The sequence below is a fragment of the Rhizobium sp. PL01 genome (assembly GCF_033447125.1).
Taxonomy (GTDB): domain Bacteria; phylum Pseudomonadota; class Alphaproteobacteria; order Rhizobiales; family Rhizobiaceae; genus Pararhizobium.
In genome coordinates, this window is record NZ_JAWQUM010000006.1 from 220,307 (window position 1) to 245,800 (window position 25,494).

Here is a 25,494-nt window from a genome sequence, read left to right on the forward strand (position 1 = left end):
ATGACGCCGCAACGCAAACCGCTGGAAAAATACCGCCGGATTGTGATCAAGATCGGCTCAGCCCTGCTTGTGGACCGCAAGACAGGCTTGAAAAAGCAGTGGCTGAACGCCATGTGCGCCGATATCGCGGCACTCAGAGCCAAGGGCGTCGAGGTTCTCGTCGTCTCCTCCGGGGCCATAGCGCTCGGACGTTCGGTGCTGGATTTTGCCCCCGGCGCCCTAAAGCTTGAAGAAAGCCAGGCAGCCGCAGCCGTTGGCCAGATCGCACTTGCCCGCGCCTGGTCGGAAAGCCTGTCGGCCGACGAGATCGTTGCAGGCCAGATCCTTCTGACATTGGGCGACACTGAAGAGCGCCGCCGTTACCTCAATGCCCGCGCCACCATCAGCCAGCTTTTGAAGATGGGCGCAGTGCCGATCATCAACGAGAACGATACCGTCGCCACCACCGAAATCCGTTATGGCGACAATGATCGTCTGGCGGCCCGCGTCGCCACCATGACCGGTGCTGATCTGCTCGTGCTGCTTTCCGATATCGATGGACTCTACACGGCTCCGCCGCATCTCGATCCGCAAGCGCGTTTCCTCGAAACCATTGCGGAGATCACACCCGAGATCGAGGCAATGGCGGGGGGCGCCGCATCCGAACTGTCACGCGGCGGCATGCGTACCAAGATTGATGCGGGCAAGATTGCCACCGGCGCCGGCTGCGCCATGATCATTGCGTCCGGCAAGGTCGATCATCCGCTGTCGGCGATCGGCGAGGGGGCACGCTCCTCGTGGTTCGCGCCATCCGGTTCGCCGGTCACCGCGCGGAAAACCTGGATTGCGGGACAGCTTTTGCCGGCCGGCAGCCTTGCCATCGACGCCGGCGCCGAAACAGCGCTTCGCTCAGGCAAGAGCCTGCTTCCGGCCGGTGTTCGCCAGGTGACAGGATCATTCAGCCGTGGCGATACGATTGCCATTATCGACGTCGAGGGCCGGGAGATTGCCCGCGGGTTGGCCGGTTACGACGCTGACGAGGCCCGGCAGATTACCGGTAAGAAGTCGGCGGACATTGCCATCATTCTCGGTTATGCCGGGCGCGCCGCCATGGTGCATCGGGACGATATGGTGATGACGGCATCTGCCAAGCGGGAGACGGCTGCAGTGGGGAGCGACGCTCATGCTTGACGATGCGCGAAAGAAAGAAATCCAGGAATTGATGGCCGTGATCGGCCGCCAGGCCCGCGCTGCCAGCCGGCCACTTGCTACGGCATCGGCCGAGCGCAAGCATGCAGCCCTTATCAGCATGGCCAGCAATATCGTCGCCCACAAGGACGATATCCTCGCCGCTAATGCGCTCGACCTCGAAAATGCCCGCGAAACCGGCGTCGCGGCGTCCTTTCTTGACCGGTTGACCCTGTCGGAAAACCGCGTCCTCGATATGGCCAATGCCATTCGGGCGATCGCCGAACTTCCCGATCCCGTCGGCGATATCATTGCCGAGTGGGATCGCCCCAACGGCCTGCATATCGAGCGCGTACGCACGCCGCTCGGCGTTATCGGCGTCATCTATGAAAGCCGCCCGAACGTCACGGCTGACGCAGGCGCGCTGTGCCTCAAGGCCGGCAATACCGTTATCCTGCGCGGCGGATCGGACAGTCTGCATTCATCGCAGGCGATCCATACTTGCATGGTTCAAGGTCTGAAAGATGCCGGACTTCCAGTGCATGCGATCCAGATGGTCCCGGTCGCCGACCGTTCAGCCGTTGGTGCCATGCTGACGGGCCTTGGCGGCTCGATCGACGTTATCGTTCCGCGCGGCGGCAAGAGCCTGGTCGCCCGCGTGCAGAACGAAGCCCGCGTACCGGTCTTTGCCCATCTGGAAGGCCTTTGCCACGTCTATGTCGATGCCTCCGCCGATCTGAAAATGGCGAAAAAGATTGTCGTCAACGCCAAGATGCGCCGCACCGGCATTTGCGGTTCGGCCGAGACGCTGCTGATCGACCGCAAGGCAAAGGACAAGTTTGTCGTGCCGCTGATTTCAGCCCTTCGCGATGCCGGCTGCGAGGTCCGCGCCAGCGAGGACATTCGCTCCATCGTGCCGGGGCTGATTGCTGCTACCGAAGAAGACTGGGCAACGGAATATCTCGATGCGATCATCTCGGTGACGCTGGTCGATGGCATCGAGGGCGCAGTCGATCATATCTCGTCCTGGTCCTCTGCCCATACGGAAGCCGTCATTGCCGAGGATCCGGCAGTGGTCGAGCGCTTCTTCGCAGAGGTCGATTCAGCCATTCTCCTGCACAATGCCTCGACCCAGTTTGCCGACGGCGGCGAATTCGGGATGGGCGGCGAAATCGGCATCGCCACCGGCAAGATGCACGCGCGCGGGCCGGTCGGCGTCGAACAGCTGACTTCCTTCAAATACAGGGTGCGCGGTACCGGTCAGGTCCGGCCGTAAGGTGCAGCCAGGCGACGTCGATCCGTTTTATCTGAAGATGCCCCATGTCGAGAATGGCATGACCGTCGGATTGTTCGGCGGCTCGTTCAATCCACCGCATGATGGCCACGTGCTCGTTGCCGATATCGCGCTGCGCCGGCTTGGCCTCGACCAGCTCTGGTGGATGGTGACGCCCGGCAATCCGCTGAAAAGCCGCAATCATCTGGCCCCGCTCAGCGAGCGGATCGCGCTCAGCGAGAAAATCATCCATGATCCGCGCATCAAGGTGACGGCCTTCGAGCAGTCGCTCGGCCAGAGCTACACGGCACGCACGCTAGAAAAAATTCGCGAACGCAATCGCGGCATCCGTTTCGTCTGGATCATGGGCGCCGACAATCTGAAGAATTTCCATCTCTGGCAGGACTGGCAGAAAATCGCCTGCACCTTCCCCGTCGCCGTCATCGACCGCCCCGGCGACACGTTGTCCTATCTGTCCTCAAAGATGGCGAAAACCTTTGACTATGCCCGCGTTGACGAGGCCCATGCGGCGAGCCTTGCATGGCGCAAGGCCCCTGCCTGGACGTTCATTCACGGGCCGCGTTCGCCGCTGAGTTCCACGGCGCTGCGGGCGAAAACTTGAGTGCATATAAGCAATCATTAACCGTCATTTACTTCTCGTGTCTTGAAACCTTAAGGCATTGGTGCCTACATTTAGGGTGCGGCTCGACCGACATTCGAATCGCATCATGCCTGTTCTGTTCACCTGGAAAGGAAAACCTCTGACAACAGTACACGCGAAGGGAAATGTCACTCGCATTTTCCCGCCAAGCACGGAACGCAGCGACGAAGCCGCTGCCCGTGCTCTTCAGCTGGTTCTCGACAGTCTCGAGGACTCGAAGGCAGAAGATATTGTCACCATCAACATTGCCGGAAAATCGGCGCTGGGAGACTACATGGTCGTAGTCTCTGGGCGGTCGAGCAGGCATGTCATGGCGATCGCCGATCACCTGATGACCGACCTCAAGGACGGTGGCCAGGGCAATGCCCGCGTTGAAGGTCTGGAGACCGGTGACTGGGTGCTGATCGACGGCGGCGATATCATCGTCCACGTATTCCGCCCGGAAATCCGCGAGTTCTACAACATCGAAAAGATGTGGGCCGCGCCGGACATGGAAGACGGCACCTTGCACTGAGCCTTTAGCACCTTTACCCGGTGCTTGAGCGGCAGTGACACATTTGGATCCTGCAATGGTCGTGCAGGATAGGTTATCCGATTGCGGCCATTTGCAGAATGAAGTTCGGCACCAGCGCTCCGCTGGACGTGGAAGAATGTGCCTGTCGTCGCTGACAGAGCGACGATGCTCTCACTGGCGTGATGAAAATTAAGGAAATGACATGCGGGTTGGCCTCTTTGCCGTCGGGCGTCTCAAGGCTGGCCCGGAAAAAGATCTTGCGGCCCGTTATCTTGACCGCTTCGCCAAGGCTGGTCCCGCAATCGGCCTTGAGCTTTCGCGTGTCGCAGAAGTCCCCGAAAGCCGCGGATCGAGCAGCGATACGCGCAAGCGCGAGGAGGCAGCCCTGCTCGAAAAGTCTTTGCCGGACGCCAGCCTTCTCATCCTACTCGACGAACGCGGCAAGGCGCTGGATTCCGAAGGTTTCGCAGCGCTCATAGGCTCCTTCCGCGACAGCGGCAAACGCGACCTGACGATTGCCATCGGCGGGGCCGACGGTCTCGATCCCGCCCTTCACGCCAAGGCAGATGCCGTCATTTGTCTTGGCAAGATGACCTGGCCGCATCAATTGGTGCGGATCCTGATCGCAGAACAGCTTTACCGTGCCGTCACCATCCTTTCAGGCCATCCCTATCATCGCGTCTAAAGATTCACCGGTGTGCGGCCATCCGGATGCCGCAATTGCCGCGAATGGCTGTTGGCTGAATTAGCCAAATCAGCGTAGGGTTTTTTGCTTAATTAGACGGCTGACAGCGAATGGCGGAATGACGACAGGTGCGGCAAAGCAGGCACGGAAAGAGCAACCGGTAAACACCGGATGGCTCTGTTTCCGTGCGAGCCTTTTGGCCACCGCACTTCTGTTCAGCACCGGTGCGGCTGCACAGACTGCGGAAATTCCGGAGGAGAATCCGCAAGCGGCCACCGAACAGGCACAGACGCCACCGGATCCAGCAGCCGAACTTGCCGTGAAGCGCGACAGCACCCGCGGCGAACTGGATGCCCTGTCGAAAACCATCACGCTGTCGAACGACCGGGCGGCAGAATTGCAGGCCGGCATCGCCGAGATCGAAAAAACCAACGAGTCGCTACGGACAGCATTGGTCGATTCCGCCAACAAGCGCAAAGCGCTGGAACAGCAGATTGTCGATGGCGAAGACAAGTTGAATACGCTGCGCACCAAGGAAGATGCCGTGCACGCGTCGCTGCGAGCCCGGCGCGGCGTGCTGGCCGAAGTCTTGGCGGCATTGCAGCGTATGGGGCGCAATCCCCCCCCGGCACTGCTGGTCACGCCAGAAGATGCGCTGGCATCCGTACGCAGCGCCATTCTTTTGGGTGCTGTCGTCCCAGGTATTCGGCACGAGACGGAAAATCTTGCCGCGGATCTCAAGGCCCTTGCCGGCGTCCGAAAGGACATCGTCGCGCAACGGCAGGCGCTGGGCGACGACATGACGGCACGGCTTGAGGAAGAGCGGCGCATGAACATGCTGATTGCCGAAAAAGAGAAACTCAAGCAGCGCAGCGCCACCGAACTTGCCTCCGAACGACGCAAGGCCGAGCAGCTTGCCGCGCAGGCAACCAGCCTTGAGGGTCTGATCGGCTCGATCGAAAATGAAATCGCCTCGGCGCGCGACGCAGCCGCCGCTGCCAAGGCCGAGGAGGAAAACCGGCGGCTCATGTCGGAGGCCCAGCGCGCCGAAGCCCGCGAACTGGCGAACAGCACAACGCCCGACAAAAACCGCATTGCGCCTGCATATGCATTTTCGGACCTGCAGAAAAAGCTTGCGCTTCCGGTTGCCGGATCGATCCTGCGAAAGTTCGGCGACGCCGATGGCACGGGGCATTCGCTCCAGGGCATGATGCTTGAGACAAATGCGGGGGCTTTGGTGACAGCGCCATCGGATGGCTGGATCGTTTTTGCCGGTACATTCCGCAGTTACGGCCAGATGATCATTCTCAATCCCGGTGACGGCTATCATGTCGTTCTGTCGGGTCTGGAGGGCGTGACAGTACAACAGGGCCAATTCGTCGTCGCCGGTGAGCCACTCGGCACGATGGGTAACAAAAGAGTGGCCAGCGCCACTGCATTGGCGCTGGAAACCGAACGTCCGACGCTTTACATTGAATTCAGAAAAGACGGAAAACCGGTTGATTCCCGACCATGGTGGACCGCAGCAGACACCGGAAAGGCACGCAATGATTCGTAGAACGTCACTTGTTCTGGTCGGGGCACTCATGGGTGCAGCGGCCACGGGCGTTGTATATTCCTCCATCGTCCCGGCTGTCGCGGCCAACCCGTCGACCTATCGCGAACTGTCGATTTTCGGCGACGTGTTCGAGCGCGTGCGTGCGCAGTACGTGACGCCGCCGCAGGACGACAAGCTGATTGAGAATGCCATCAACGGCATGCTCTCGTCGCTGGATCCCCATTCGAGCTACATGAACTCGACTGATGCGGAAGACATGCGCACCCAGACAAAGGGTGAGTTCGGCGGTCTCGGCATCGAAGTCACCATGGAAGACGATCTCGTCAAGGTAACGAGCCCGATCGACGATACACCGGCTGCCAAGGCTGGCGTTCTCGCCGGCGACTTCATTTCGAAGATCGACGGCGTTGATGTCCGCGGCCTCAAGCTTGAGGAAGCCGTCGACAAGATGCGTGGTGCGGTCGGCAAACCGATCAAGCTGACCCTGCTGCGCAAGGGTGCTGAAAAGCCGATTGAACTGACAATCATTCGCGACATCATCGCTGTGCGCGCCGTCAAGTTCCGCACGGAAGATGATGTCGGTTATGTCCGCGTCATTTCCTTCACGGAAAAGACCTATGACGACCTGAAGAACGCGATCGAAAAGATCAAGGCCCAGGTTCCGGCTGACAAGCTGAAGGGCTATGTGCTCGACCTGCGCCTCAATCCGGGCGGTCTGCTCGACCAGGCCATCAATGTCTCCGATGCCTTCCTGGAGCGTGGCGAAGTGGTTTCCACTCGCGGCCGCAATCCTGACGAAACGCGCCGTTTCAATGCGACACCGGGCGATCTGACCGACGGCAAGCCGGTGATCGTGCTGGTCAACGGTGGTTCGGCTTCAGCTTCGGAAATCGTTGCTGGCGCTCTGCAGGACCTGAAGCGCGCCACCGTTCTCGGCACACGTTCGTTTGGCAAGGGTTCAGTTCAGACGATCATTCCGCTCGGCGAAGCCGGTGCGCTGCGTCTGACCACTGCGCTCTATTACACGCCATCGGGCAAGTCGATCCAGGGCACTGGCATCTCGCCGGACATCAAGGTCGATCAGCCGCTGCCGCCGGAATTGCTCGGCAAGGTCGAAACGACGAGCGAATCCAGCCTGCGTGGCCATATCAAGGGCCAGAACGAAAATGACGAAGGCTCGGGCTCGGTTGCTTACGTTCCACCGGAAACCAAGGACGACCTGCAGCTAAACTATGCACTTGACCTTTTGCGCGGCAAGAAGACCGACCCGGCCTTCCCAGCCAATCCGGAAAAGGCCGAACTGAAGCCATAACATTCGCTGAAAATGCGGATCGCCTGATACTCTTCGCCGCCTGGCTCCGGCCGGGCGGCGGTTTCGATTCTTGAAGGGACGCCTTAACCTCAAGGCTTCTTCCATCGCAACTCAGATTGACAGAGGCCCTTTTGGGAACAGATCTCAACGCTCCTCTTGGTCAAAACCGCAAGACGCGCGCCTCCAAAACTGAAAAGTCGGGCCTGACATTCGGCCGCCTGTCCCTTGGCATTTGCGCCCTGGCATTGATCGGCATTTCCGTCTGGACCGTTCTGAAGCCCACCGGTCTGATCGCTCCTCCGGAAACGGTAGCTGATGCCACGCAGCCCGGCGACAAAGCCGCGGTAGATTTGAACGCCAACACGACCAAGCCGAAGCAGCAGAAGACAAGCGGCGCGCTATCCGGCGCTCATGTCGAGGAGACGCTGACCGACAACGGCTCCATCGTCACCAAATTCTCACCCAAGCAGCGCGATGGAGATGGCCCCGCCTTCATCGAAGTCGGCCGGACGAAGGGTCAGGACCCACGCCTGGCGACTTTCCCCAACGACGACCTGTTGGAAGACAGCCCGCAGGGACGCCTTCCGATCACCGGCCCTGAGGGCCTGCGGCCCATGGATCAATATGCGCGCCCATGGTCCGGCGCACGCGGAATCCGCATCGCGCTGGTGGTTGGAGGCCTAGGGCTTAGCCAGACGGGCACGCAGAATGCTCTGCGTCAGCTTACTCCCGATGTGACGCTCGCCTTTGCCGCGACCGGCAACAGCCTACAACGCTGGATGCAGGAAGCTCGCCGCACCGGCCATGAAATCCTTTTGCAGGTTCCTTTCGAGCCTTTCGATTACCCGGACAACAATCCCGGCCCTCACACGCTGCGCGTCGGGCTGGATGCAAAGAAAAACCTGTCGGAGCTGCATTATTCGCTGGCGCAGATCACCAATTATACCGGCGTCATGAATTTCCTGGGCGGGCGTTTTCTTTCTGACGCCGACGCACTGGAGCCGGTGATGCGCGACATCGGCAGACGCGGGCTGCTTTTCCTCGACGACGCCACATCGGCGCAGACGCTGACCGGAACGCTGGCGGGGACGATCGGCGTACCACACGGTTTTGCCGACATGGTCGTCGATGACCAGATCGATCGCACGGCGATCCTGAAGAAACTCGACGAACTGGAACGCATCGCCAGACGCAATGGCGGCGCCATCGGGGTAGCCTCGGCATTTGATGAAAGCGTTGCGGCCATTTCCCAATGGATGGACGAAGCCAGCACGCGCGGCATCGAATTTGTCGGCGTTTCGGCGCTCGTCAAAGATCCGCAACAACAATAGCTTAAGCCTGCAACAGGGCAGATTTCATCCGCCCGACACGGCAGGATCAGAAGAGGGCATGCACATGAGCAAGGACAAATCAAAACCGGTAAAGGCCGACGACCTGCCTTATCGCCCCTGTGTCGGCATCATGGTGCTCAACCGGGAGGGGCTCGTCTGGGCCGGGCGGCGCATTCCCATCGGTAATTCGGAATATGACGGCTCGGCGCAACTCTGGCAAATGCCGCAGGGCGGCATCGACAAAGGTGAAGATCCGCTGAAGGCAGCCTATCGCGAACTCTACGAAGAAACCGGAATGACCACCGTGTCGCTGCTGGCCGAAGCACCCGACTGGATCAACTACGACCTGCCTCCTCACCTGATGGGCATCGGCCTCAAAGGCAAATATCGCGGCCAGACCCAGCGCTGGTTTGCCTTCCGCTTTGAAGGCGACGAATCCGAAATTGCCATCAACCCGCCGCCCGGTGGCCATGAGCCGGAATTCGACGAATGGGCCTGGAAACCAATGCAGGCGCTGCCGGACTTGATCGTGACGTTCAAACGTAGGGTCTACGAGGATGTCGTGGCTGCGTTCGGGCATCTGGAGGGAACCGCGTCACTGTAAAGGCACGCTTCCAGCCGCTGCCTGTTGTGCGTCGAAATAACACGACAGATCAAGATAGGCGCAAACCCGTTGTCGCTATTACCGTAAACAGATGGCGGAAAGCACGTGACGGATACGCGCACGCCAGTGGAGGCTTTTGCAAGAGCCTGCCTGTTCGAAACCACACCGGATGGCAGCGCCGTAGGCTGGCGGCGTGTCTTCCGTCGCAGGCACGTTTCGCGTCAATAGCCCGGTCCCCGAAGGGACAACCAAGGGTCGGCCGGTTCCGGCAAAGGCGGCATTAAGCGCTCCGAATCTTGCAATTCTCTCTGAATGTTCGCAGCGGAGGCTTCGCTTTTCAGGCTGCCCAGATTTCCTAAGACCGCCGCGACACGCCCTGAGCATCTTGCGAGGCGGTTGGAAATCAAATTGAAGTTTACCGGAAGAGCTGCGTTCCCTCACTCGCCCGAAGTCTGATCGTTTGCGCGCTTGTTCGCCGCTTCTTCTGCGGCCTTTTTATGCCATTCCCGGTCTATGCTGCCTTCTTCCGCCTTGTGAAAATACTGCGCACAGACCAGCCACCCTTTAAGTGGCCGGAGCAACAGGAGCGACGCGAGCAGCGTCAGCGGCACGGTGGTCACCAAATGAACCCACAGCCGCGGTTCATAGGTGAACTGCAGCCAAAGCGCGAATGCCAGGGCCGGCACCGCCACGATGCTCATCGCAAAGAACGCCGGGCCATCGGCCGGGTCTGCAAACGAATAGTCCAGGCCGCAGGCCTCGCACCGCGGTGCCAATTTCAGGAGGCCCTGAAACAGATGACCGCGCTGACATCGTGGACATCTACCTTTGATACCCGTCAGGGCAGGATTGGTCGTTGGTGTGAAGTGTTCCGGCATTTGCGTGCTCCTTCTTAAAAGAAGGGCATATCAGGTAGCCGAGGGTGCCGTAAGCGGGTGCGCTCAAAACACGCAGGCATGGAAAGTCGGGGCTGCACTCCCGATGAGGGTGAAAAGCGGATCGAATTTGGGCCGATAGCCTGGCGTCAAAAAGCCCGCGCGGGGAAACCGGCGGGCTTTTCGTAAATTCGCGGAGGTCTTATTCGGCCTCGTTGGCCGGTGCTGCATTGAGCTGGCCGTATTTCTCGGCGCCGATCTTGTTGAACAGATCGAGCTGGGTTTCGAGGAAGTCGATATGGCTTTCCTCATCCATCAGCAGCTCTTCGAACAGCTTCATGGACACATAGTCGCCCGCATCATGACAGATGTCGCGGGATTTCTTGTAGGCCTTGCGGGCATCGTATTCGCCAGCGAGATCGGCCTCCAGCACTTCCTTGACCGATTGGCCGATGCGAAGGGGGGCAACCGTCTGCAGATTGGGATGGCCTTCAAGGAAGATGATGCGCGAAACCAGCTTGTCGGCGTGGTGCATTTCCTCGATGGATTCGGCACGCTCTTTCTTGGCAAGCAGCGTGTAGCCCCAGTCGTCGAGAAGACGATAATGAACCCAATACTGATTGACGGCCCCGAGCTCGAGATACAGCGCTTCGTTAAGCTGCTCGATGACTTTTTTGTCGCCTTTCAAGATCCGCTCTCCTGTTTTCTTCATGGAATTGTTTGAGGCGGCTCATGAAATCAAATATCTGGTCGCCCGTCGAGGGGCGGCTGGCGTGATATTGCTCGGTGGTGCGGATGATGATGTCGACGACATTGGGGAAACAGCCGCAACAACGGCCGCGCTTTTCCATCGCGTGATAGACTTTTGCGGGCACGATAAGCTGCCAACAGTCGGCATCGAGCATCTCGATGATGACGTCCTGAATGTCCTTATCGGTGATAAAATTGCAGCTACAAACCAGCATTTCGTCTGTCCGTGATACGCAACGCACTGAATTCTATCCATAAAGCAAAAGCGGATATTTGGTGTCAACAAAAAATGCCACATGATTATCACCGGCAAGTCCCGACTCCATATTAGAGCAATTCTAAACTTGATAAAAAACATCGTGTTTTCATTAGCTTAATAAGAGGACCGCTGAACACGGCCGGATTTTTGGTGGAATTCAAGTTTTCTTGAGTGACCAAAATGCCAAACAATTTTTGTTACAAAGGAGTGGAAAACGGGCACGGTGGGGGCTGCGCCCGATGAGGCGCTTCCCCTCCTGTCCCCAAGGTTTCCGCCTCAATGAAAATTGCGGCCCTTCGGCATGACGCTTACCGTCTCGACAATCTCACGATGGCTGGCCTTGCCTTCGTCCTCTCCATTGAGGGACACTGGCTGTCGTCCAGCTGGCCGTCTCTTTTGGCGATGATCCCTTGTTGGACGAAGGACTTCGTCTGCCCGCTCGCACGCTCCAAACCGGCGCACCTCCTGTTGAAGCAAACCCAGCATTGGCGTCATGTCCTCGATATGCTCGGCCACAACGTGGATCACCCCGCTCTCGCACTGCAATTTTCCTCTGATTTTGACCAGCCGGGCGCCCATGACGATGGATCGGTACCGGTCGAATGTCTTGGTCCAGACGATGGCATTGGCAACGCCGGTTTCGTCTTCCAACGTCATGAAAATTACGCCTTTGGCCGAGCCCGGCCTTTGGCGGACCAGAACAAGTCCGGCAATGGTAACCCTCTGCCCGTTCGGAACATTCAGAAGGTTCCCGTTCGGCATGACCCCGGCCTGCGCCAACACAGAACGCAGGAAAGATACCGGGTGCGCTTTCAAGGAGAGAGAAAGATAACGATAGTCTTCGATGACCTGTTCGCCCGGCAGCATGTCCGGAAGTCGAGTTTCCGGCTCCAATTGAAGGTCGGCGCGATCCGCGCGATCGAACAGAGGCAGGCTTTCCGCAGCACTTCTGGCATCCAGCGCCCGCACGGCCCAGAGCGCTTCGCGCCGCGAAAGCCCGATGGAGCCGAAGGCATCGGCATCCGCCAGCCGCTCGATATCGGATTTCTGTAATCTCGACCGTAGCCAGAGGTCGCGCACGGAAATGTAACGCTCGCCGCGATTGGCAACCAGGTCTGCCATGTCGCTTTCCGAAAGACCTTTCACCTGCCGGAAGCCAAGCCGCACGGCTCTCTGCGTCCTGATGATCCCCCGCATCGACGCATGCCTCTGGTCGATCGCGCCTGGGTCGAACTCGGCTTCTTCCAGAAGGCAATCCCATTTTGAAGAATTGATATCAACCGGCCGCACTTCAACGCCGTGCTCGCGCGCATCCCGAACCAGTTGCGACGGCGCGTAAAAACCCATCGGTTGCGAGTTCAACAAAGCGGCGCAGAAGACGTCGGGATAGTAAGCCTTGACCCAGGAGGATGCGTAGACCAGCAGGGCGAAGGAGGCGGCATGGCTTTCAGGAAAGCCATATTCGCCAAAACCCTCGATCTGCTTGAAGCAGCGTTCGGCAAAGTCACGCGTGTACCCATTGGCCACCATGCCATTGACCATATCGTCTCTGAACGAATTGACCTGTCCGGAGCGCTTGAACGTTGCCATCGAGCGCCGCAGACGATCCGCCTTTGCCGGCGAAAATTTTGCTGCCGTAATGGCGATCTGCATTGCCTGTTCCTGAAAGAGCGGAACACCATGTGTGCGCTCCAGAATGGGCTTCATTTCATCCTTGGGGTAATCCACCTTGAAACCGGGGAGATGGGCTCGCCCCCGGTTTTTGAGATAGGGATGCACCATATCGCCCTGGATGGGGCCAGGCCGAACGATCGCGACCTCGATGACGAGGTCATAAAATATGCGTGGGCGAAGGCGGGGCAGCATGCTCATCTGCGCGCGGCTTTCGATCTGGAATACGCCGATCGTATCGGCCCGGCACATCATGTCGTAGACCGGCTCGCCATCCTCGTGATCCTTGTTTCCAAGATCGGCGAGCGTCTTCTTCACGTCATAGTGGCTCTCCAGAAACTCAAAGGCTTTGCGCAAGCAGGTGAGCATTCCCAAAGCCAGGATATCGACCTTGAGAATCCGGAGATTGTCGAGATCATCCTTGTCCCATTCAACCATATACCGGCCCGGCATGGCCGTGTTCATGATCGGCACCACCTCGTCGAGCCGATCCTTGGTGATGACAAAACCACCGACATGCTGGGTGAGATGCCGGGGAAAGCCCAGAAGCTGGGTCGCATATTGAAGAACATTCCGGGTTACCGGGTCGGACAGATTGAGTCCGGCTGCCTTCGCCTCACGTTCGGACAGATCCTCCGCCGACCAGCCCCACACTGTGCTGGCAAGAGCCGACTGCACATCCTCCGAAAGCCCGAACGCCTTCGCCACCTCACGGCCGGCAGACCGGGCACGATAGCTTGTCACCGCCGCCGTCAGGCCGGCATGCTCCCGGCTATAGGTCTTGTAGATATACTGGATGACCTCTTCACGCCGATCATGTTCAAAATCGACATCGATATCCGGTGGCTCATCCCGATCCATAGACAGAAACCGGTCGAATAGAAGCGTGCTTTTCTCCGGATTGACCTCGGTTATCTCAAGGCAATAGCAGATGACAGAGTTTGCCGCCGAACCCCGCCCTTGGCACAGGATCTTCAGCACATACCGGGCATGCTGGATGATCTTGTAGACTGTCAGGAAATAGGGGGCATAGTCCTTGTCTCGGATGAGCTTCAGCTCATAACCGATCTGGGTTCTGACCTTATCCGGAATACCTTCCGAATCTGGGTAGCGTTTTCGAGCGCCTTCCCACGTCAAACGTTCGAGCATGTCGGAAGGTGTTTCTCCTTCGTCGCCTTCATCTGGATAGTTATGCTTCAGTTCATCCAAAGAGAATGTGAGGCTATTGAAGAAGGTCTGCGTGTTAGCAATCGCACGTGGATAGGCACGGAACACCCGCGACATTTCACGTGAATCCTTGAGGTAACGTTCCGCATTCGGCGCTAGCCGGAAGCCGGCTTCAGCAATCGTCACGTGTTCGCGAATGGCAGTGACGATGTCTGACAGCGGGCGGCGGGATTTGTCATGATAAAGAGGCTGGTTGCTTGCGATCAGTGGCACGCGATGGCGGTTAGAAAGTAGCGAGAGCGCGGCAAAGACCTCTGCATCCCGCCCGTCATAGGATGGCGACAGAATCATAAAGAACGTCTCGCGGAAGCGTTCCCTCAGGCGATCTAGGCAATCCTCCAGCCTTTTCCGCGCGTCTTCTCCATCCAGTAAAGAGGGATGAGGAACAAGGGCGAGCATCATCTCGTCACCCCACTCGATGAGGTCTGCTTCATTGAGAATGCACGCTCCCTTTAGCGCCTTAAGATTTCCGGCACTCAGCAGGCGGCAGAGATGCGCCCAGCCTTTTCTGGTCTGCGGGTAAGCGAGAATGTCCGACGTGCCATCGGCAAAGACCAGCCGTGCACCCGGCTGAACCTTGAAAGCTTCAATATGCTTTTTTCCCTCCGCCCCACCTCCATAAAGCATCGGGTGCTTCTCAAGGCTCTCTTCATACTTCTCCCGCAGCGCCTTGATCTGCGCATGCGCTCTGACAACCCCTGCGACCGAATTCCGGTCGGCAATCCCCAAGCCGGAAAGCTTAAGGAGGGCCGCCTGTGTCACCATTTCTTCCGGCCCCGAAGCGCCTTCGAGGAAGGAAAAATTCGAGCGGGCGCCGATCTCGAAAAAGACGGCATGGGCGTTCATGCGAAAAGTCCATGCATGAACCAGCGCGGTGGCGGCATCTGGCCGTAAAGACCTTCGCGGTAGAGCCAGAAGCGATGACCGGTATCATCCTCAAGGCGAAAATAATCCCTCGACTGCGCGTCTGCACCATCGATCCACCATTCCATGGCAAGCCTTTCCGGCCCCTGGCTGCGAGAGACGCGATGCACGATGCGGCGCCAACGAAAGCTTTCGGGCGGCCCCTCCGGTACTTCCGCCAAAGAGACGTCCACCAGTTCCGGCTTGCGAAAAAGCCGGAGCGGACGCTCGCTGCGGCACCAGGGAAAGCTGCTTACGGCCAGTTTTTTGCCCGGCGCAAGCGTATGAATAGCCGGTATTGCGGCCATCGCCCGCTCCGGCACATGGCTCTCGCGCAACTGAAAACTCTGCAGGCAGTCAGCGCCGAGACGGGCCGAAACGCGATCGACAAACCCTGCGAGAGAGACATCCTTTTGCCGGGCGCCGTCAAAATCCTCCTGCGGCGTATCGAAGGCTTCATACCGGATGACGTTGAGCCGCAGGATTTCGAAACCGTAGCCGGCATCGAGGTCGTCATGAACGGCTTGAAGACGTTCGGAAAAAAGGGCCGCAATTCGCTTTGGATCCCGCAATGGCTGCGAAGCGCCAGCGGCGATACGAAAGACCCGGCCATCGACCCGGAACAACATGAGCTCGAAAGCCCGTCCGCCGGCACCCCGCTCTTCTAGGCTTGATTTCAGCGACAGGGCGATCTGCCCGGTCAGAGAGAGGATATCGTCCTCCGCCTGAATGGGCTCGATGAGACGCCGCTCGGCAGACAGGCTGGCGACGGGCCGGCGCGGAGAGACGGGCTCTTCATCGCGGCCGAGTGCCTGATCGAGCCGCAGCAACACCTGCGCTCCGAAACGGCGTGCCAAAGGTGCCCGGGGGGCTGCGATGAGATCGCCGATCTGCTTCAGTCCGAGCTTCTGAAGCGCGGCGACAGTCTGCTCTTCCAGCCGGAGAGAGGCGACCGGCAAGGGTGCCAGCACCTGCTCCATGTCTTCCTCGGCGATGACGCCGCCGTACCCGAAGCGGGAGGCTGCCCAAGAGAGACCCGGCGCTGATGATATGGCACCACGGGCATCGATACCCATCTGGAAGAGCCGCATGAGAATGTCCTTGAGCAGCGCTTTCTCGCCACCGAAGAGATGAGAACTGCCGGTAATATCGAGGAACAATCCATCTGAGCCATCAAGCGCCACCAGCGGCGTGTAGCGGTCACACCAGTCAGCGATGCCATCGAGCAGGCGGCGATCTGCGGCCGGGTCTTCTTCCACGACATCGAGACTGGGGCACATGGCCCGTGCTTCCGCCACGCCCTGGCTTTTTCTGAGACCGAACGCTTCTGCCACTTCATCGAGAGCCGTCAGCCGCATCGCGTTATTGACCCGCCCCGAACAGACGATCGGCGGGCCGTCAGGACGCCCGGTCAAGCGCCAGGACAGACCCCAGTTTTTGCGGGAAATCCGGTCGGTTGGCAGATGCGGGAAGGCGAGGGCCAGGATGCGCTGCGAACTCGGCCGGAAGCCGAGCAAACTCGGGTTCGCGGAGAGGGAGAAACTGACGGTCATGGGGATTCCATTCGAGGAGTAGGGAGACCGGAGCCGGATTTCGGCTTTTCTCCAAGGTGAGACGGAAAACCGGATTGCCGATGCTGCCGCCAAGCATTGACCGATCCGGCAAAAACCGGCTTGTCGCGGGCGCGGGTTCAACCAGGAAGCGGAAGGGCGCACTGCTTGCCTCTTCCTCTCCGGACTGGCGTACAATGAGGAGAGGGCGTCCTGCCGCCTTTGCCCGCAGGCCCAGCCGCCGGCTTTCGGTCAGTCCGAAATGGGCCGGATTACCCTTGACCTCCAGAATGCTGACCGAAAAGGCACCACTTTCGACCGCGGTTTCGGCAAGCCAGAGCGCCTCCTCCAGCCTGCGTGGAACTGCATGTAGAAACCGCTCCGGCTTCAGGCCGAAATCCGCCAGCCCCAAGGCATAGGGAATGCCTGTTTCCATCGATGTAACCGTATCGCTGATCCACAGAACCGGCGAGCGATCCTCACCCGCCTCTCGCTGCAAAAGGGCGGCAAGCGCCAGTGCAAAGCCGGTTGCTGCCGTTGCATCCCGCATCAACTGCGACCGGATTTCGGACATGCCATTGAGCGGCAGGCCACCCTCCAATGCTGCATCAAGCGATGGCACGCCCAGCGAAAAACGATGGCTTTCCCGCCTCTTTCCCTGACCACTCTCGCCTGCCAACGCCTCCTGCCTGGCGGCGGCAATGGAACTGCCTTCCAGTCTAGCTACCTGTTCACGGAGCGCAAAAAGACGCTCGCGCGCCATGGGCGTCTGCGCCATGACGTACTCCAGTTCAAATTGTTCCTGTTATGTTCTTATAGATTCCAGAGCTTCAGGAAAGAGTCAACGGGAATCTCTAAGAATTTATTCCTTGACTGGGGACGTAGAAATTCAACCCTCGAAAAACACTGATGAAATGGCTATATCAGGGGGTAAGTAAGGAGTGCCCATGGCCCGCATAGACCAGAGCGATGATTGGCGGGAACGCCACGCGCCGACAATCAGCACATTCGAATCCCTGGCATTGGAGGCTTACAGCCACCTACCGGAGGAATTCCGGGCGCTGGCAACCAATCTGACCATCGAGATTGACGATTTTCCGACCGAGGACGTTTTCGAGGACATGGCGCTGGAAACGCCGTTCGATCTGCTCGGACTCTTCGAGGGACGCGGCATCGGCGAGCGCTTCACCATGGAAACCGGCGAAATGCCGAACCGGATCATTCTCTATCGCCGGCCGATCCTCGACTATTGGGCGGAGAACGAGGAGACGCTGGGCGATATCATCACCCATGTGCTGATCCACGAGATCGGCCATCATTTCGGCCTGTCGGACGACGACATGGAGCGGATCGAGGAAAGCGTCGAGCATGTGGGCGGCTGAGAGGGCTTGAAAGCCCTCCCGCCATCGTACAATCAGTGTTCGGACAGTTTGGTGTCGGCGGTGTATTCCTTGCCTTCGACATCCTTGACGACGGCCTGGCCGCACATCATCGCCCGCGTTTCCTGATTCCACGCATAGGTCGGCGAACCGTACAGGTCCCAGCCCTTGTTGAGGGCGGCCGTCACCTTGTGGCAGAAAGTGGCATCGTCGATGGCAGTCAGCAAGCGGTAGAGTTTCAAGATTTTTTTCCTTTTTTATGAATAGCATCGGCCTTGGCGACAAGCTTGAGCGCCTGCTCGAGATGCAGGCGCTCGACCATCTGGCCATTGAGGTTGATGACGGCTTTATCCGCATTTTCCGCAAGCGCAAAGGCATCGATGATCGATCGCGCTTCGGTCACGGCATTGTCATCGACCCCGAAGTGACGATTGGCCGGGCCGATCTGGACCGGGTGGATCAACATCTTGCCATCAAAACCCATGTCACGCCCTTGGGCGCACTCCGCTGCAAATCCAGCATCATCATGGAAATCGTTGAAGACCGCATCGATGACATCGAGGCCGCAGCTACGGGCAGCAAGCAACACCTGCATCAGCCAGGGGACGAGATAGACGCGGCCGGGCAGGGAGGGCACGCCGGTCTCCTTGCGCAGGTCGTTCAGCCCCGGCACGAAACAATCGAGCCTGCCGCCACGGGTGCGGCCGGTTTCGGCGATCGCCGCAGCATTGAGTACGCCGCGCGGAGTCTCGATCATCGCCCAAAGGCGCAGGCTATCCAGCGCGTCGTTTTCCGAAAGAAAATCAACGACGGACTGGATATCCTGCGGGCTTTCGACCTTGGGAAGCAGGATGACATCCGGCGCCATGGCAAGCGCGGCCAGCAGATCTTTTTCACCGAACGGGGTTTTCAGGCTGTTGATGCGGACGATCACCTCGATATCGCCGCGCCGCGCCTTGGCCAGATGATCGGCGAGCGTCTTTCGAGCGGCAGCCTTGTTGTCGTAGGAGACAGCATCCTCGAGATCATAGATCACCGCGTCGCAGGAAAGGCTCGCGACCTTGGCAAGAGCGCGAACATTATCGGCAGGCACACAGAGCACCGAACGGCGAAGGCGGGCGGGGTGGCGATCAAGGGATGAATTCATGCGGCTTTTGTGCCTGTGTTTCGCCACTTTCGCAAGGCAGGGATGCAATCCGAAAGTAGGCCTTGCAACGCGAGGCGGGCGGACCCACATTCCAGACAACGAAAGGGTAAGATCATGCAAAGCATTCGTTCTCTCCTCCTGACAGCCGTCGGCATTGCCTTCACGCTGATGGCGCTGGTGTTCACCGCATCGCTCGGCCTGGCACTCGCCGGCATCGCCACCGTGTTCGTCATCGGCAGCGCGATTTCCGCACGGCTTATGCCGAAACCGGTCCGCGCCACCGTGAACCGCAATACCGGCCGGCGTGAGCGCGAGCCGCGCATCTGGAACGACGGACGCGGTACGATCATCGACATGTAAGCGCCGGTCGCCTGTTGTTGGTGCCCTGAAGTGAGATTTTCCTTCATTTCGGCATGAAATTGATCTAAACGCTGGGCGGAAGTTTTTCCGCCCCGTTGAAATCGAAGGCCATAGCCATGGACAAGTTCGTCAAGCTCACCGGCGTTGCCGCGCCGCTCCCCGTCGTCAATATCGACACGGACATGATCATTCCGAAGGATTACCTGAAGACGATCAAGCGCACCGGCCTCGGCACGGGGCTTTTTGCCGAAGCCCGCTATCATGAAGACGGCTCGGTCAACGAGGATTTCGTCCTCAACAAGCCCGCCTACCAGAACGCCAAGATTTTGGTTGCCGGCGACAATTTCGGCTGCGGCTCGTCACGCGAACATGCGCCGTGGGCGCTGCTCGACTTCGGCATCCGCTGCGTCATCTCGACCTCGTTTGCCGACATCTTCTACAATAACTGTTTCAAGAACGGCATCCTGCCGGTCGTGGTCTCGCCGGAAGACCTGGAAAAGCTGATGGATGACGCCAGCCGTGGCTCCAACGCCATCCTGACGGTCGATCTGGAAAACCAGGAAATCACCGGCCCCGATGGTGGCAAGATCACCTTCGAACTCGATGCGTTCCGCCGCCACTGCATGCTGAACGGCCTCGACGATATCGGCCTGACGCTGGAAAAGGTTAGTGCCATCGACACGTTCGAAAAGGCCAATGCTGCTTCGCATCCCTGGGCCTGAGCCCCGATGTCCAGCCCGCGAAAGCTGATTTCTTCCGGCTCGCCGTTTGAAAAGACGGCGGGTTATTCGCGGGCTGTCGTGCAAGGCGACTGGTGCTTCGTTTCCGGCACGACCGGCTACGATTATCAGACGATGACCATGCCGCAGACGGTGGAAGAGCAAACCCGCAACTGCCTGAAGACAATCGAAGCGGCCCTGATAGAAGCCGGTTTCTCGCTCAAGGATGTGGTGCGCAACCACTACTACGTGACCGATGCCGCCTTTGCCGATCTCGTCTTCCCTATCCTCGGCGAGGCTTTTGGCGATATCCGCCCGGCAGCGACGATGGTGGTTTGCGACTTGATCCGCCCGGAAATGCTGATCGAGATCGAAGTCACCGCCTTCAAGGGGTAACTTCCCCTTCGACGAAGGGTGGCCCCAAGGGCTCGGCCAGACCGGCGTTTGCCAACTCCTGATGATAATGGAGAAATATGCTGCGCCGGAACGCGATCATCTCGCGCTCCTCGTTGGTGGTTGCCTGCTCCAGACTTTCCGTAACCCTTTCCGGTGTCGCGAGATCAATAGTGTCCGCGAGAAAATCAAGCATCCTGCTCGTCTCGGCACTGGATGCATCGCGAACGCATTGAGGCATCCCGAAATAGATCACAGGACCGAGGCAGCAGCTATTGCGGCGGCAGCGGCGCACGCGGCACCGAAGATGGTTACACCATGCCATCGCGGCAACGCGAAACATGATCGTTTTGGAGAGCGAGGGTTTCGGCGCGATATAGGGCATGAAATCACGTCCTTCCTGATGGCGTGCGAAACCATCACAGGAAAACATCCCCGCGCGGTGACCGCCGTGGTTTGGAGATTTGCAATCATCGGACGGGGCACTGGAAACCGCCTCTAATGAAAGTATATATGTGACGCTTTCCAGCGCCCCGTTTGGCGTTCTCTCGGGAGCTTTCCTCCCTACAGACCCCGACTCCGGACCCTCTGCCCCGGGACAATCGTCATCACGCAGCTTTCCGGATCCGGCATTCAGCAACACGGCCCGGTACGTCACGCTTCCTGTCCCGGCATGTGCATCCCACAGATGCGCCCACCCCATAAGGACGGAGGGAATCCATTTTCCGGGGGCTCTCCTTCCGGTCCGCCTGACGTTCGCGGCCTCCTTGCGGGAGACCACGAGGCTTCACGTGGAGCGCCAGCCCTGCCTCGCCGCCAACGTCTTGCGGTGTATCCGTGACAGAACGCCATCATCATGCCACGGGTTTTCAGGGCGGGGATTCTGGAGGAAGAAAACTCCAACAAAACTGTTCGATATCAACGCAGAGCGATGTAGCATCCGGCATAAACATGCACGCCAGAAGGGGAAAACGATGCTTTTGAGAATGGAAGCGAAACTCGCTGGCGTCTGTACGCCGGTTTTCACCAGCCATCCGGTCCGCTGGCTGGGGCTGGCGGCACTCTGCTCTGCCTATATTCTGAGTGGAGTGACCAAGCTGATGGATTTCGGCAGCGCCGTCGCCGAGATGGAGCGGTATGGGCTCCTGCCGGGAAGGCCCATCGCCGCCGTGGTCATCCTCTTCCAGCTGACCGCTTCAGCGATGGTCATCAGCGGGTTTTTGCGTTGGATCGGTGCGCTTTCGCTGGCTGTCTTTACATTGCTTGCGACATTCATCGCCTTTCGCTTCTGGGAGATGCCGTTGGGGCAGGACCGTTTCATGGCGATGAACATCTTCTTCGAACACCTTGGGCTGGCCGGGGCCTTTCTTCTCGTCTCCTGGTACGACCTGCACAGATGGCGCCGCGGCGAGACGGACTGGAGCTGATGTGCATATTCCCTGCTTCAATCGGCTTTGTTGCATCAGGCGATACAGCGGCCATTGCGCATCATGAATGATACGTGGCCCTTTAATCGTGTTGCAGTCGATGGGGACGACAGGCATTCTGCTGTCTTGCCTTTCACCCCGCGCCTGAAAAGGAAACGCACGAATGAGCAGCATCACCACAAAGGACGGAACGGAAATTTTCTACAAGGATTGGGGTTCGCGCAATGCGCAACCAATCGTGTTCCATCACGGCTGGCCATTGAGCGCCGACGACTGGGACAACCAGATGCTCTATTTTCTGGCGCAAGGCTTTCGCGTCATCGCCCATGACCGCCGCGGCCACGGACGCTCTTCGCAGACATCGGGTGGCCATGAAATGGATACCTATGCCGCCGACGTCGCCGAACTTGCCGATGCACTCGATCTCAAAAATGCATTCCATGTCGGCCACTCCACCGGTGGCGGCGAGGTCGTTCATTATGTGGCGCGCGCAAAGCCGGGCCGGGTCGGAAAGGCCGTGATCGCCGGTGCTGTGCCGCCTGTCATGGTGAAATCCGACAAGAACCCCGGCGGGCTGCCGATCGATGTCTTCGACGGCCTGCGCAGCGCCCTTCTTGCAAACCGCGCCCAGTTCTTCATCGATGTGCCGTCCGGCCCGTTTTACGGCTTCAATCGCCCGGGCGCCAAGGTTTCGCAGGGGCTGATCGACAATTGGTGGCGGCAGGGAATGATGGGTGCCGCCAATGCGCATTACGAATGCATCAAGGCGTTTTCCGAAACCGACTTTACCGAGGATCTCAAAAGGGTTGAGGTTCCGGTCCTTGTCCTGCACGGAACCGACGACCAGATCGTGCCCTATGGTGACTCCGCGCCGCTTTCGGCGAAGCTCCTCAAGAACGGAACACTCAAGAGCTACGAAGGACTTCCGCACGGCATGCTCTCGACACATCCTGACATCCTTAATCCTGACATGCTCGCCTTTTTCAAAGCGTAACGCCTGCTAGAACCAAAAACCCGGCTGCAAGGGCAGCCGGGTTTTTGGTGAGGGCGTCAGGGCAGGGGCACCTATTCGCAGACGCGGATTTTCTTGACGATCAGATTGCCATCGTAATCGTAGGTTCTGACCTTCTTGACATAGCAATAAGGCTTGCAGTCGTCGTTGTAGTAGCCGGCCTGCGAAGGGGCAGCGAAAGAAGCGGCGGCAATGATGGCAACGGCGGCGGTCAGAACGAATGTGCGCATGCGTGGTCTCTCCTTGAGATCGTGTGGATGAGCTTCCTCATCCAGTGACCGGACTATCCCACGCGGCAGATATCGGCGCTGTTCCAGATGGAACAGGATTTCCAACATGAACCGTAAGGTCGCGGGCCATGCCTGCGTGTGTCAGTCGTTTCAGCAGTCAAATTCGGAAAGACGTCCGCCCAACCGAAGAATCTCACGCTTGGCCGGCACCCGCCCGTTTCAGCAGGAACTGACGGTGCGCGCACAATTCTTTCCAAAAACGCATTTTCCTTGAACGGAAGTTGCGTTAAGAACGCGCCAACATCTGACACGCCCACTCTTCGATATAAGGAATGCCCCATGACAGTGCGCAATCTTTTCCTTCTGCCCGGCGACGGCATCGGCCCGGAAGCTATGGCGGAAGTCCGCAAAATCGTCGCCTATATGAATGCCGAAATGGCCGGTGGCTTCACCACCGACGAAGGCCTAGTCGGCGGCTCGGCCTATGACGCGCATGGCGCGGCGATTTCCGATGCTGACATGGAAAAGGCGATGGCAGCGGATGCCGTGCTGTTCGGCGCCGTCGGCGGCCCGAAATGGGATGACGTTCCCTACGAAGTGCGCCCGGAAGCAGGCCTTCTGCGCCTGCGCAAGGACATGCAGCTGTTTGCAAACCTGCGCCCGGCGATCTGCTACCCGGCGCTTTCCGATGCCTCTTCTCTGAAGCCTGAGCTGGTCGAAGGCCTCGACATTCTGATCGTGCGCGAACTGACCGGCGGCGTCTATTTCGGCGAGCCGAAGGAAATCATCGATCTCGGCAACGGTCAGAAGCGCGGCATCGACACGCAGGTTTATGACACATACGAAATCGAACGCATCGCCGGCGTTGCCTTCGAACTGGCCCGCACGCGCGGCAACCGTGTCTGCTCGATGGAAAAGCGCAACGTCATGAAGTCGGGCGTGTTGTGGAACCAGGTGGTGACCGCGACGCACAAGGCAAAATATTCCGATGTGGCGCTCGACCACATGCTGGCTGATGCCGGCGGCATGCAGCTTGTCCGTGCGCCAAAACAGTTCGACGTCATCGTCACCGACAACCTGTTCGGCGACATGCTTTCAGACGTTGCGGCGATGCTGACCGGTTCGCTCGGCATGCTGCCATCAGCCTCGCTCGGTGCCCCGGACGCCAAGACCGGCAAGCGCAAGGCGCTCTATGAGCCCGTACACGGCTCCGCCCCGGACATTGCCGGCAAGGGCATTGCCAACCCGATTGCCATGATCGCTTCGTTCGCCATGTGCCTGCGTTACTCGTTCAACCTCGTGAAGGAAGCAGACAACCTGGAAAAGGCGATTGCCAACGTGCTCGACAAGGGCATCCGTACCGGCGACATCATGGCCACCGGCGCCCGCCAGGTCGGCACCGTCGAAATGGGTGATGCGATCCTTGCCGAATTCAAGGCGCTTTCGGCTTAAGACGTCTTCTCTCCCGCAAGGGCGGTTCTTCGCGGCATCCGGAATCGGAAGATTTCGGGTGCCGTTTTTGTTTGGCGGGGTTGAATCTTCGCCAGGAGGACCACAGGTTCCCGGGGACATTGCTCCCACCCCGTCATTCCTGTGCCTGTCACAGGAATCCAGCCACGCGATGTCCATCGCGTGAAAAGAGTCTCCGGCACCGCGGACGCGGTGCCGCTGGATCCCCGCCACAAGGGCGAGGATGACGGGGGAGGTAGGCACCGCGTAAGACTAAAACATCGCCATACCAAGAAAGTGCCTCCATGAACCGACCACTCTCCTCATCCCTCTGGCTTCTTCTCGCAACCGCTATTCTTGTCGCAGCGCTGCTGCCGTTTGACGGCATGATCTCGCAGACGGCGCAGGCGCTGCCGGGTGGGGTCGTTGCCTTCAACAAGCGGATCACCGATTTCGGCACCTTCGCCTGGATGATCTACGGTTCGGGCTCGATCGTCATTATCGCCTATATCCTCCACCGGGTATCACGCAGTGAAGGGTTTTCGTCGAAGAGCAAGACGGGCTGGCGGCTGGCCCTGTATTTCCTGGCGACGATCGGCAGTGCCAGCATCGTGGTGCACGTGGCAAAGCTGGTCATCGGCAGGGCGCGGCCCGAGCTTTACAGCGAATATGGCGCCCACAGCCTATCGTTCTTCTCCGGCCATGACTGGGTGTTCCAGAGTTTTCCTTCCGGCCATTCAGCCGCCGTCGGCTCGTTCTTCGGGGCCTTTTCGATGCTGGCCCCGCGGCTGCGGATCGTCTTCGCGCTGGGAGCCCTGGTAATCGGCATCAGCCGCGTCATCGTCGGCGCGCATTATCCGAGCGACGTGGCGGCCGGGCTGCTGGTGGGATTGTGGACGGCGCTGATGACTGCCTTCTTCTTTGCCCGGCAGAACTGGTTGTTCCGGCTGGATGAGAGCGGTTGGCCACGGCCGAAGAACAGTTTTCTGCCTTCGAAATGAAGACATGGAATGAATGAAAAAGCCCGGCGCAAGGGGC

General features: G+C 59.1%; 27 protein-coding genes. 17 read left to right on the forward strand and 10 right to left on the reverse strand.

The annotated features are described in order from the left end of the window. From proB to R6X40_RS16445, 9 genes are all read left to right on the forward strand, one after another. Entirely contained in the window at positions 1 to 1,170 is a 1,170-nt protein-coding gene (gene proB / locus R6X40_RS16405) for a glutamate 5-kinase (protein WP_318414856.1), read from the forward strand. After that, entirely contained in the window at positions 1,163 to 2,443 is a 1,281-nt protein-coding gene (locus R6X40_RS16410; RefSeq protein WP_318414857.1) for a glutamate-5-semialdehyde dehydrogenase, read from the forward strand. Before proB ends, R6X40_RS16410 begins: the two co-directional genes overlap by 8 nt. Positions 2,444 to 2,480: 37 nt before the next feature. Continuing rightward, a complete protein-coding gene (locus R6X40_RS16415; RefSeq protein ID WP_318414984.1) occupies positions 2,481 to 3,062 on the forward strand; it encodes a nicotinate-nucleotide adenylyltransferase in 582 nt (193 codons plus the stop codon). Between the two features lie 106 nt (positions 3,063 to 3,168). Continuing rightward, positions 3,169 to 3,615: a ribosome silencing factor gene (gene rsfS, locus R6X40_RS16420; protein WP_318414858.1), complete on the forward strand. Its 447-nt coding sequence runs from the start codon at positions 3,169 to 3,171 to the stop codon at positions 3,613 to 3,615. A 202-nt stretch (positions 3,616 to 3,817) separates the two neighbouring features. Continuing rightward, positions 3,818 to 4,300 (forward strand): 23S rRNA (pseudouridine(1915)-N(3))-methyltransferase RlmH, encoded by a 483-nt coding sequence (gene rlmH / locus R6X40_RS16425; RefSeq protein WP_318414859.1) that lies wholly within the window; start codon positions 3,818 to 3,820, stop codon positions 4,298 to 4,300. Between the two features lie 118 nt (positions 4,301 to 4,418). Next, positions 4,419 to 5,858, forward strand: coding sequence for a murein hydrolase activator EnvC (locus R6X40_RS16430; RefSeq protein WP_318414860.1), 1,440 nt, complete (start codon positions 4,419 to 4,421; stop codon positions 5,856 to 5,858). After that, positions 5,848 to 7,170, forward strand: a complete 1,323-nt coding sequence (locus tag R6X40_RS16435) for a S41 family peptidase (protein WP_318414861.1) — start codon at positions 5,848 to 5,850, stop codon at positions 7,168 to 7,170. Before R6X40_RS16430 ends, R6X40_RS16435 begins: the two co-directional genes overlap by 11 nt. Positions 7,171 to 7,301: 131 nt before the next feature. Next, complete coding sequence (locus tag R6X40_RS16440; RefSeq protein ID WP_318414862.1) at positions 7,302 to 8,501, forward strand: divergent polysaccharide deacetylase family protein; 1,200 nt, start codon at positions 7,302 to 7,304, stop codon at positions 8,499 to 8,501. Positions 8,502 to 8,565: 64 nt separating this feature from the next. Then, the gene (locus R6X40_RS16445; RefSeq protein WP_318414863.1) at positions 8,566 to 9,105 is read left to right on the forward strand and encodes an RNA pyrophosphohydrolase; all 540 of its coding nucleotides are present in this window, start codon (positions 8,566 to 8,568) and stop codon (positions 9,103 to 9,105) included. A gap of 437 nt (positions 9,106 to 9,542) precedes the next feature. On the opposite strand, the gene R6X40_RS16450 is transcribed toward R6X40_RS16445, so the two are convergent. The 6 genes from R6X40_RS16450 to R6X40_RS16475 all read right to left on the reverse strand — a co-directional run bounded on the left by R6X40_RS16450 (position 9,543) and on the right by R6X40_RS16475 (position 17,118). Further along, the gene (locus tag R6X40_RS16450; protein WP_318414864.1) at positions 9,543 to 9,983 is read right to left on the reverse strand and encodes a DUF983 domain-containing protein; all 441 of its coding nucleotides are present in this window, start codon (positions 9,981 to 9,983) and stop codon (positions 9,543 to 9,545) included. 199 nt (positions 9,984 to 10,182) lie between these two features. Continuing rightward, positions 10,183 to 10,668 (reverse strand): bacterioferritin, encoded by a 486-nt coding sequence (bfr, locus tag R6X40_RS16455; protein ID WP_113317359.1) that lies wholly within the window; start codon positions 10,666 to 10,668, stop codon positions 10,183 to 10,185. Continuing rightward, the gene (locus R6X40_RS16460) at positions 10,634 to 10,945 is read right to left on the reverse strand and encodes a (2Fe-2S)-binding protein (protein ID WP_318414865.1); all 312 of its coding nucleotides are present in this window, start codon (positions 10,943 to 10,945) and stop codon (positions 10,634 to 10,636) included. Before R6X40_RS16460 ends, bfr begins: the two co-directional genes overlap by 35 nt. A 320-nt stretch (positions 10,946 to 11,265) precedes the next feature. Beyond that, complete coding sequence (locus tag R6X40_RS16465; protein ID WP_318414866.1) at positions 11,266 to 14,733, reverse strand: error-prone DNA polymerase; 3,468 nt, start codon at positions 14,731 to 14,733, stop codon at positions 11,266 to 11,268. Then, complete coding sequence (locus tag R6X40_RS16470) at positions 14,730 to 16,307, reverse strand: Y-family DNA polymerase (protein WP_412178398.1); 1,578 nt, start codon at positions 16,305 to 16,307, stop codon at positions 14,730 to 14,732. The genes R6X40_RS16465 and R6X40_RS16470 overlap by 4 nt, the downstream gene beginning before the upstream one ends. Next, positions 16,189 to 17,118, reverse strand: coding sequence for a hypothetical protein (locus tag R6X40_RS16475; RefSeq protein ID WP_318414867.1), 930 nt, complete (start codon positions 17,116 to 17,118; stop codon positions 16,189 to 16,191). The genes R6X40_RS16470 and R6X40_RS16475 overlap by 119 nt, the downstream gene beginning before the upstream one ends. Positions 17,119 to 17,287: 169 nt before the next feature. Here R6X40_RS16475 and R6X40_RS16480 point away from each other — a divergent pair, with 169 nt between their 5' ends. Next, positions 17,288 to 17,722, forward strand: coding sequence for a metallopeptidase family protein (locus R6X40_RS16480; protein ID WP_318414868.1), 435 nt, complete (start codon positions 17,288 to 17,290; stop codon positions 17,720 to 17,722). 32 nt (positions 17,723 to 17,754) lie between these two features. Here R6X40_RS16480 and R6X40_RS16485 read toward each other — a convergent pair whose 3' ends face one another. Both R6X40_RS16485 and R6X40_RS16490 read right to left on the reverse strand, forming a co-directional pair. Further along, positions 17,755 to 17,961: a DUF1737 domain-containing protein gene (locus R6X40_RS16485; RefSeq protein WP_318414869.1), complete on the reverse strand. Its 207-nt coding sequence runs from the start codon at positions 17,959 to 17,961 to the stop codon at positions 17,755 to 17,757. After that, positions 17,958 to 18,866, reverse strand: a complete 909-nt coding sequence (locus R6X40_RS16490; protein WP_318414870.1) for a CoA ester lyase — start codon at positions 18,864 to 18,866, stop codon at positions 17,958 to 17,960. The genes R6X40_RS16485 and R6X40_RS16490 overlap by 4 nt, the downstream gene beginning before the upstream one ends. 114 nt (positions 18,867 to 18,980) lie before the next feature. On the opposite strand from R6X40_RS16490, the gene R6X40_RS16495 reads away from it, so the two are divergent. The 3 genes from R6X40_RS16495 to R6X40_RS16505 all read left to right on the forward strand — a co-directional run bounded on the left by R6X40_RS16495 (position 18,981) and on the right by R6X40_RS16505 (position 20,341). Beyond that, a complete protein-coding gene (locus R6X40_RS16495) occupies positions 18,981 to 19,226 on the forward strand; it encodes a hypothetical protein (protein ID WP_318414871.1) in 246 nt (81 codons plus the stop codon). A gap of 116 nt (positions 19,227 to 19,342) precedes the next feature. After that, entirely contained in the window at positions 19,343 to 19,948 is a 606-nt protein-coding gene (gene leuD / locus R6X40_RS16500; protein ID WP_318414872.1) for a 3-isopropylmalate dehydratase small subunit, read from the forward strand. A gap of 6 nt (positions 19,949 to 19,954) precedes the next feature. After that, a complete protein-coding gene (locus tag R6X40_RS16505) occupies positions 19,955 to 20,341 on the forward strand; it encodes a RidA family protein (RefSeq protein WP_318414873.1) in 387 nt (128 codons plus the stop codon). Here the strand turns inward: R6X40_RS16505 and R6X40_RS16510 are convergent. Continuing rightward, a complete protein-coding gene (locus tag R6X40_RS16510; protein WP_318414874.1) occupies positions 20,331 to 20,723 on the reverse strand; it encodes a hypothetical protein in 393 nt (130 codons plus the stop codon). The two genes, R6X40_RS16505 and R6X40_RS16510, sit on opposite strands and share 11 nt — an antisense overlap. Positions 20,724 to 21,312: 589 nt before the next feature. Here R6X40_RS16510 and R6X40_RS16515 point away from each other — a divergent pair. Then, complete coding sequence (locus R6X40_RS16515; RefSeq protein ID WP_412178394.1) at positions 21,313 to 21,765, forward strand: DoxX family protein; 453 nt, start codon at positions 21,313 to 21,315, stop codon at positions 21,763 to 21,765. A 163-nt stretch (positions 21,766 to 21,928) separates the two neighbouring features. Beyond that, positions 21,929 to 22,759 carry an alpha/beta hydrolase gene (locus tag R6X40_RS16520; protein WP_318414875.1) on the forward strand — a complete coding sequence of 277 codons (831 nt, stop codon included), beginning with the start codon at positions 21,929 to 21,931 and terminating at the stop codon, positions 22,757 to 22,759. Positions 22,760 to 22,830: 71 nt separating this feature from the next. Here R6X40_RS16520 and R6X40_RS16525 read toward each other — a convergent pair whose 3' ends face one another. Then, positions 22,831 to 23,007 carry a hypothetical protein gene (locus R6X40_RS16525; protein WP_318414876.1) on the reverse strand — a complete coding sequence of 59 codons (177 nt, stop codon included), beginning with the start codon at positions 23,005 to 23,007 and terminating at the stop codon, positions 22,831 to 22,833. A 339-nt stretch (positions 23,008 to 23,346) separates the two neighbouring features. Between R6X40_RS16525 and leuB the strand changes: the two genes are divergently transcribed. After that, positions 23,347 to 24,459, forward strand: a complete 1,113-nt coding sequence (leuB, locus tag R6X40_RS16530; RefSeq protein WP_318414877.1) for a 3-isopropylmalate dehydrogenase — start codon at positions 23,347 to 23,349, stop codon at positions 24,457 to 24,459. A 302-nt stretch (positions 24,460 to 24,761) separates the two neighbouring features. Continuing rightward, positions 24,762 to 25,457 (forward strand): phosphatase PAP2 family protein, encoded by a 696-nt coding sequence (locus R6X40_RS16535; RefSeq protein WP_318414878.1) that lies wholly within the window; start codon positions 24,762 to 24,764, stop codon positions 25,455 to 25,457. Positions 25,458 to 25,494 lie beyond the last annotated feature (37 nt).

What these genes read in the sequence shown, in the direction of transcription:
- proB (WP_318414856.1), top strand. Translation starts at nt 1, where the DNA reads ATGACGCCGCAACGCAAACCGCTGGAAAAATACCGCCGGATTGTGATC.
- R6X40_RS16410 (WP_318414857.1), top strand. Translation starts at nt 1,163, where the DNA reads ATGCTTGACGATGCGCGAAAGAAAGAAATCCAGGAATTGATGGCCGTG.
- R6X40_RS16415 (WP_318414984.1), top strand. Translation starts at nt 2,481, where the DNA reads ATGCCCCATGTCGAGAATGGCATGACCGTCGGATTGTTCGGCGGCTCG.
- rsfS (WP_318414858.1), top strand. Translation starts at nt 3,169, where the DNA reads ATGCCTGTTCTGTTCACCTGGAAAGGAAAACCTCTGACAACAGTACAC.
- rlmH (WP_318414859.1), top strand. Translation starts at nt 3,818, where the DNA reads ATGCGGGTTGGCCTCTTTGCCGTCGGGCGTCTCAAGGCTGGCCCGGAA.
- R6X40_RS16430 (WP_318414860.1), top strand. Translation starts at nt 4,419, where the DNA reads ATGACGACAGGTGCGGCAAAGCAGGCACGGAAAGAGCAACCGGTAAAC.
- R6X40_RS16435 (WP_318414861.1), top strand. Translation starts at nt 5,848, where the DNA reads ATGATTCGTAGAACGTCACTTGTTCTGGTCGGGGCACTCATGGGTGCA.
- R6X40_RS16445 (WP_318414863.1), top strand. Translation starts at nt 8,566, where the DNA reads ATGAGCAAGGACAAATCAAAACCGGTAAAGGCCGACGACCTGCCTTAT.
- R6X40_RS16450 (WP_318414864.1), bottom strand. Translation starts at nt 9,983, where the DNA reads ATGCCGGAACACTTCACACCAACGACCAATCCTGCCCTGACGGGTATC.
- R6X40_RS16460 (WP_318414865.1), bottom strand. Translation starts at nt 10,945, where the DNA reads ATGCTGGTTTGTAGCTGCAATTTTATCACCGATAAGGACATTCAGGAC.
- R6X40_RS16465 (WP_318414866.1), bottom strand. Translation starts at nt 14,733, where the DNA reads ATGAACGCCCATGCCGTCTTTTTCGAGATCGGCGCCCGCTCGAATTTT.
- R6X40_RS16475 (WP_318414867.1), bottom strand. Translation starts at nt 17,118, where the DNA reads ATGGCGCAGACGCCCATGGCGCGCGAGCGTCTTTTTGCGCTCCGTGAA.
- R6X40_RS16480 (WP_318414868.1), top strand. Translation starts at nt 17,288, where the DNA reads ATGGCCCGCATAGACCAGAGCGATGATTGGCGGGAACGCCACGCGCCG.
- R6X40_RS16490 (WP_318414870.1), bottom strand. Translation starts at nt 18,866, where the DNA reads ATGAATTCATCCCTTGATCGCCACCCCGCCCGCCTTCGCCGTTCGGTG.
- R6X40_RS16495 (WP_318414871.1), top strand. Translation starts at nt 18,981, where the DNA reads ATGCAAAGCATTCGTTCTCTCCTCCTGACAGCCGTCGGCATTGCCTTC.
- leuD (WP_318414872.1), top strand. Translation starts at nt 19,343, where the DNA reads ATGGACAAGTTCGTCAAGCTCACCGGCGTTGCCGCGCCGCTCCCCGTC.
- R6X40_RS16505 (WP_318414873.1), top strand. Translation starts at nt 19,955, where the DNA reads ATGTCCAGCCCGCGAAAGCTGATTTCTTCCGGCTCGCCGTTTGAAAAG.
- R6X40_RS16510 (WP_318414874.1), bottom strand. Translation starts at nt 20,723, where the DNA reads ATGCCCTATATCGCGCCGAAACCCTCGCTCTCCAAAACGATCATGTTT.
- R6X40_RS16515 (WP_412178394.1), top strand. Translation starts at nt 21,313, where the DNA reads ATGCTTTTGAGAATGGAAGCGAAACTCGCTGGCGTCTGTACGCCGGTT.
- R6X40_RS16520 (WP_318414875.1), top strand. Translation starts at nt 21,929, where the DNA reads ATGAGCAGCATCACCACAAAGGACGGAACGGAAATTTTCTACAAGGAT.
- R6X40_RS16525 (WP_318414876.1), bottom strand. Translation starts at nt 23,007, where the DNA reads ATGCGCACATTCGTTCTGACCGCCGCCGTTGCCATCATTGCCGCCGCT.
- leuB (WP_318414877.1), top strand. Translation starts at nt 23,347, where the DNA reads ATGACAGTGCGCAATCTTTTCCTTCTGCCCGGCGACGGCATCGGCCCG.
- R6X40_RS16535 (WP_318414878.1), top strand. Translation starts at nt 24,762, where the DNA reads ATGAACCGACCACTCTCCTCATCCCTCTGGCTTCTTCTCGCAACCGCT.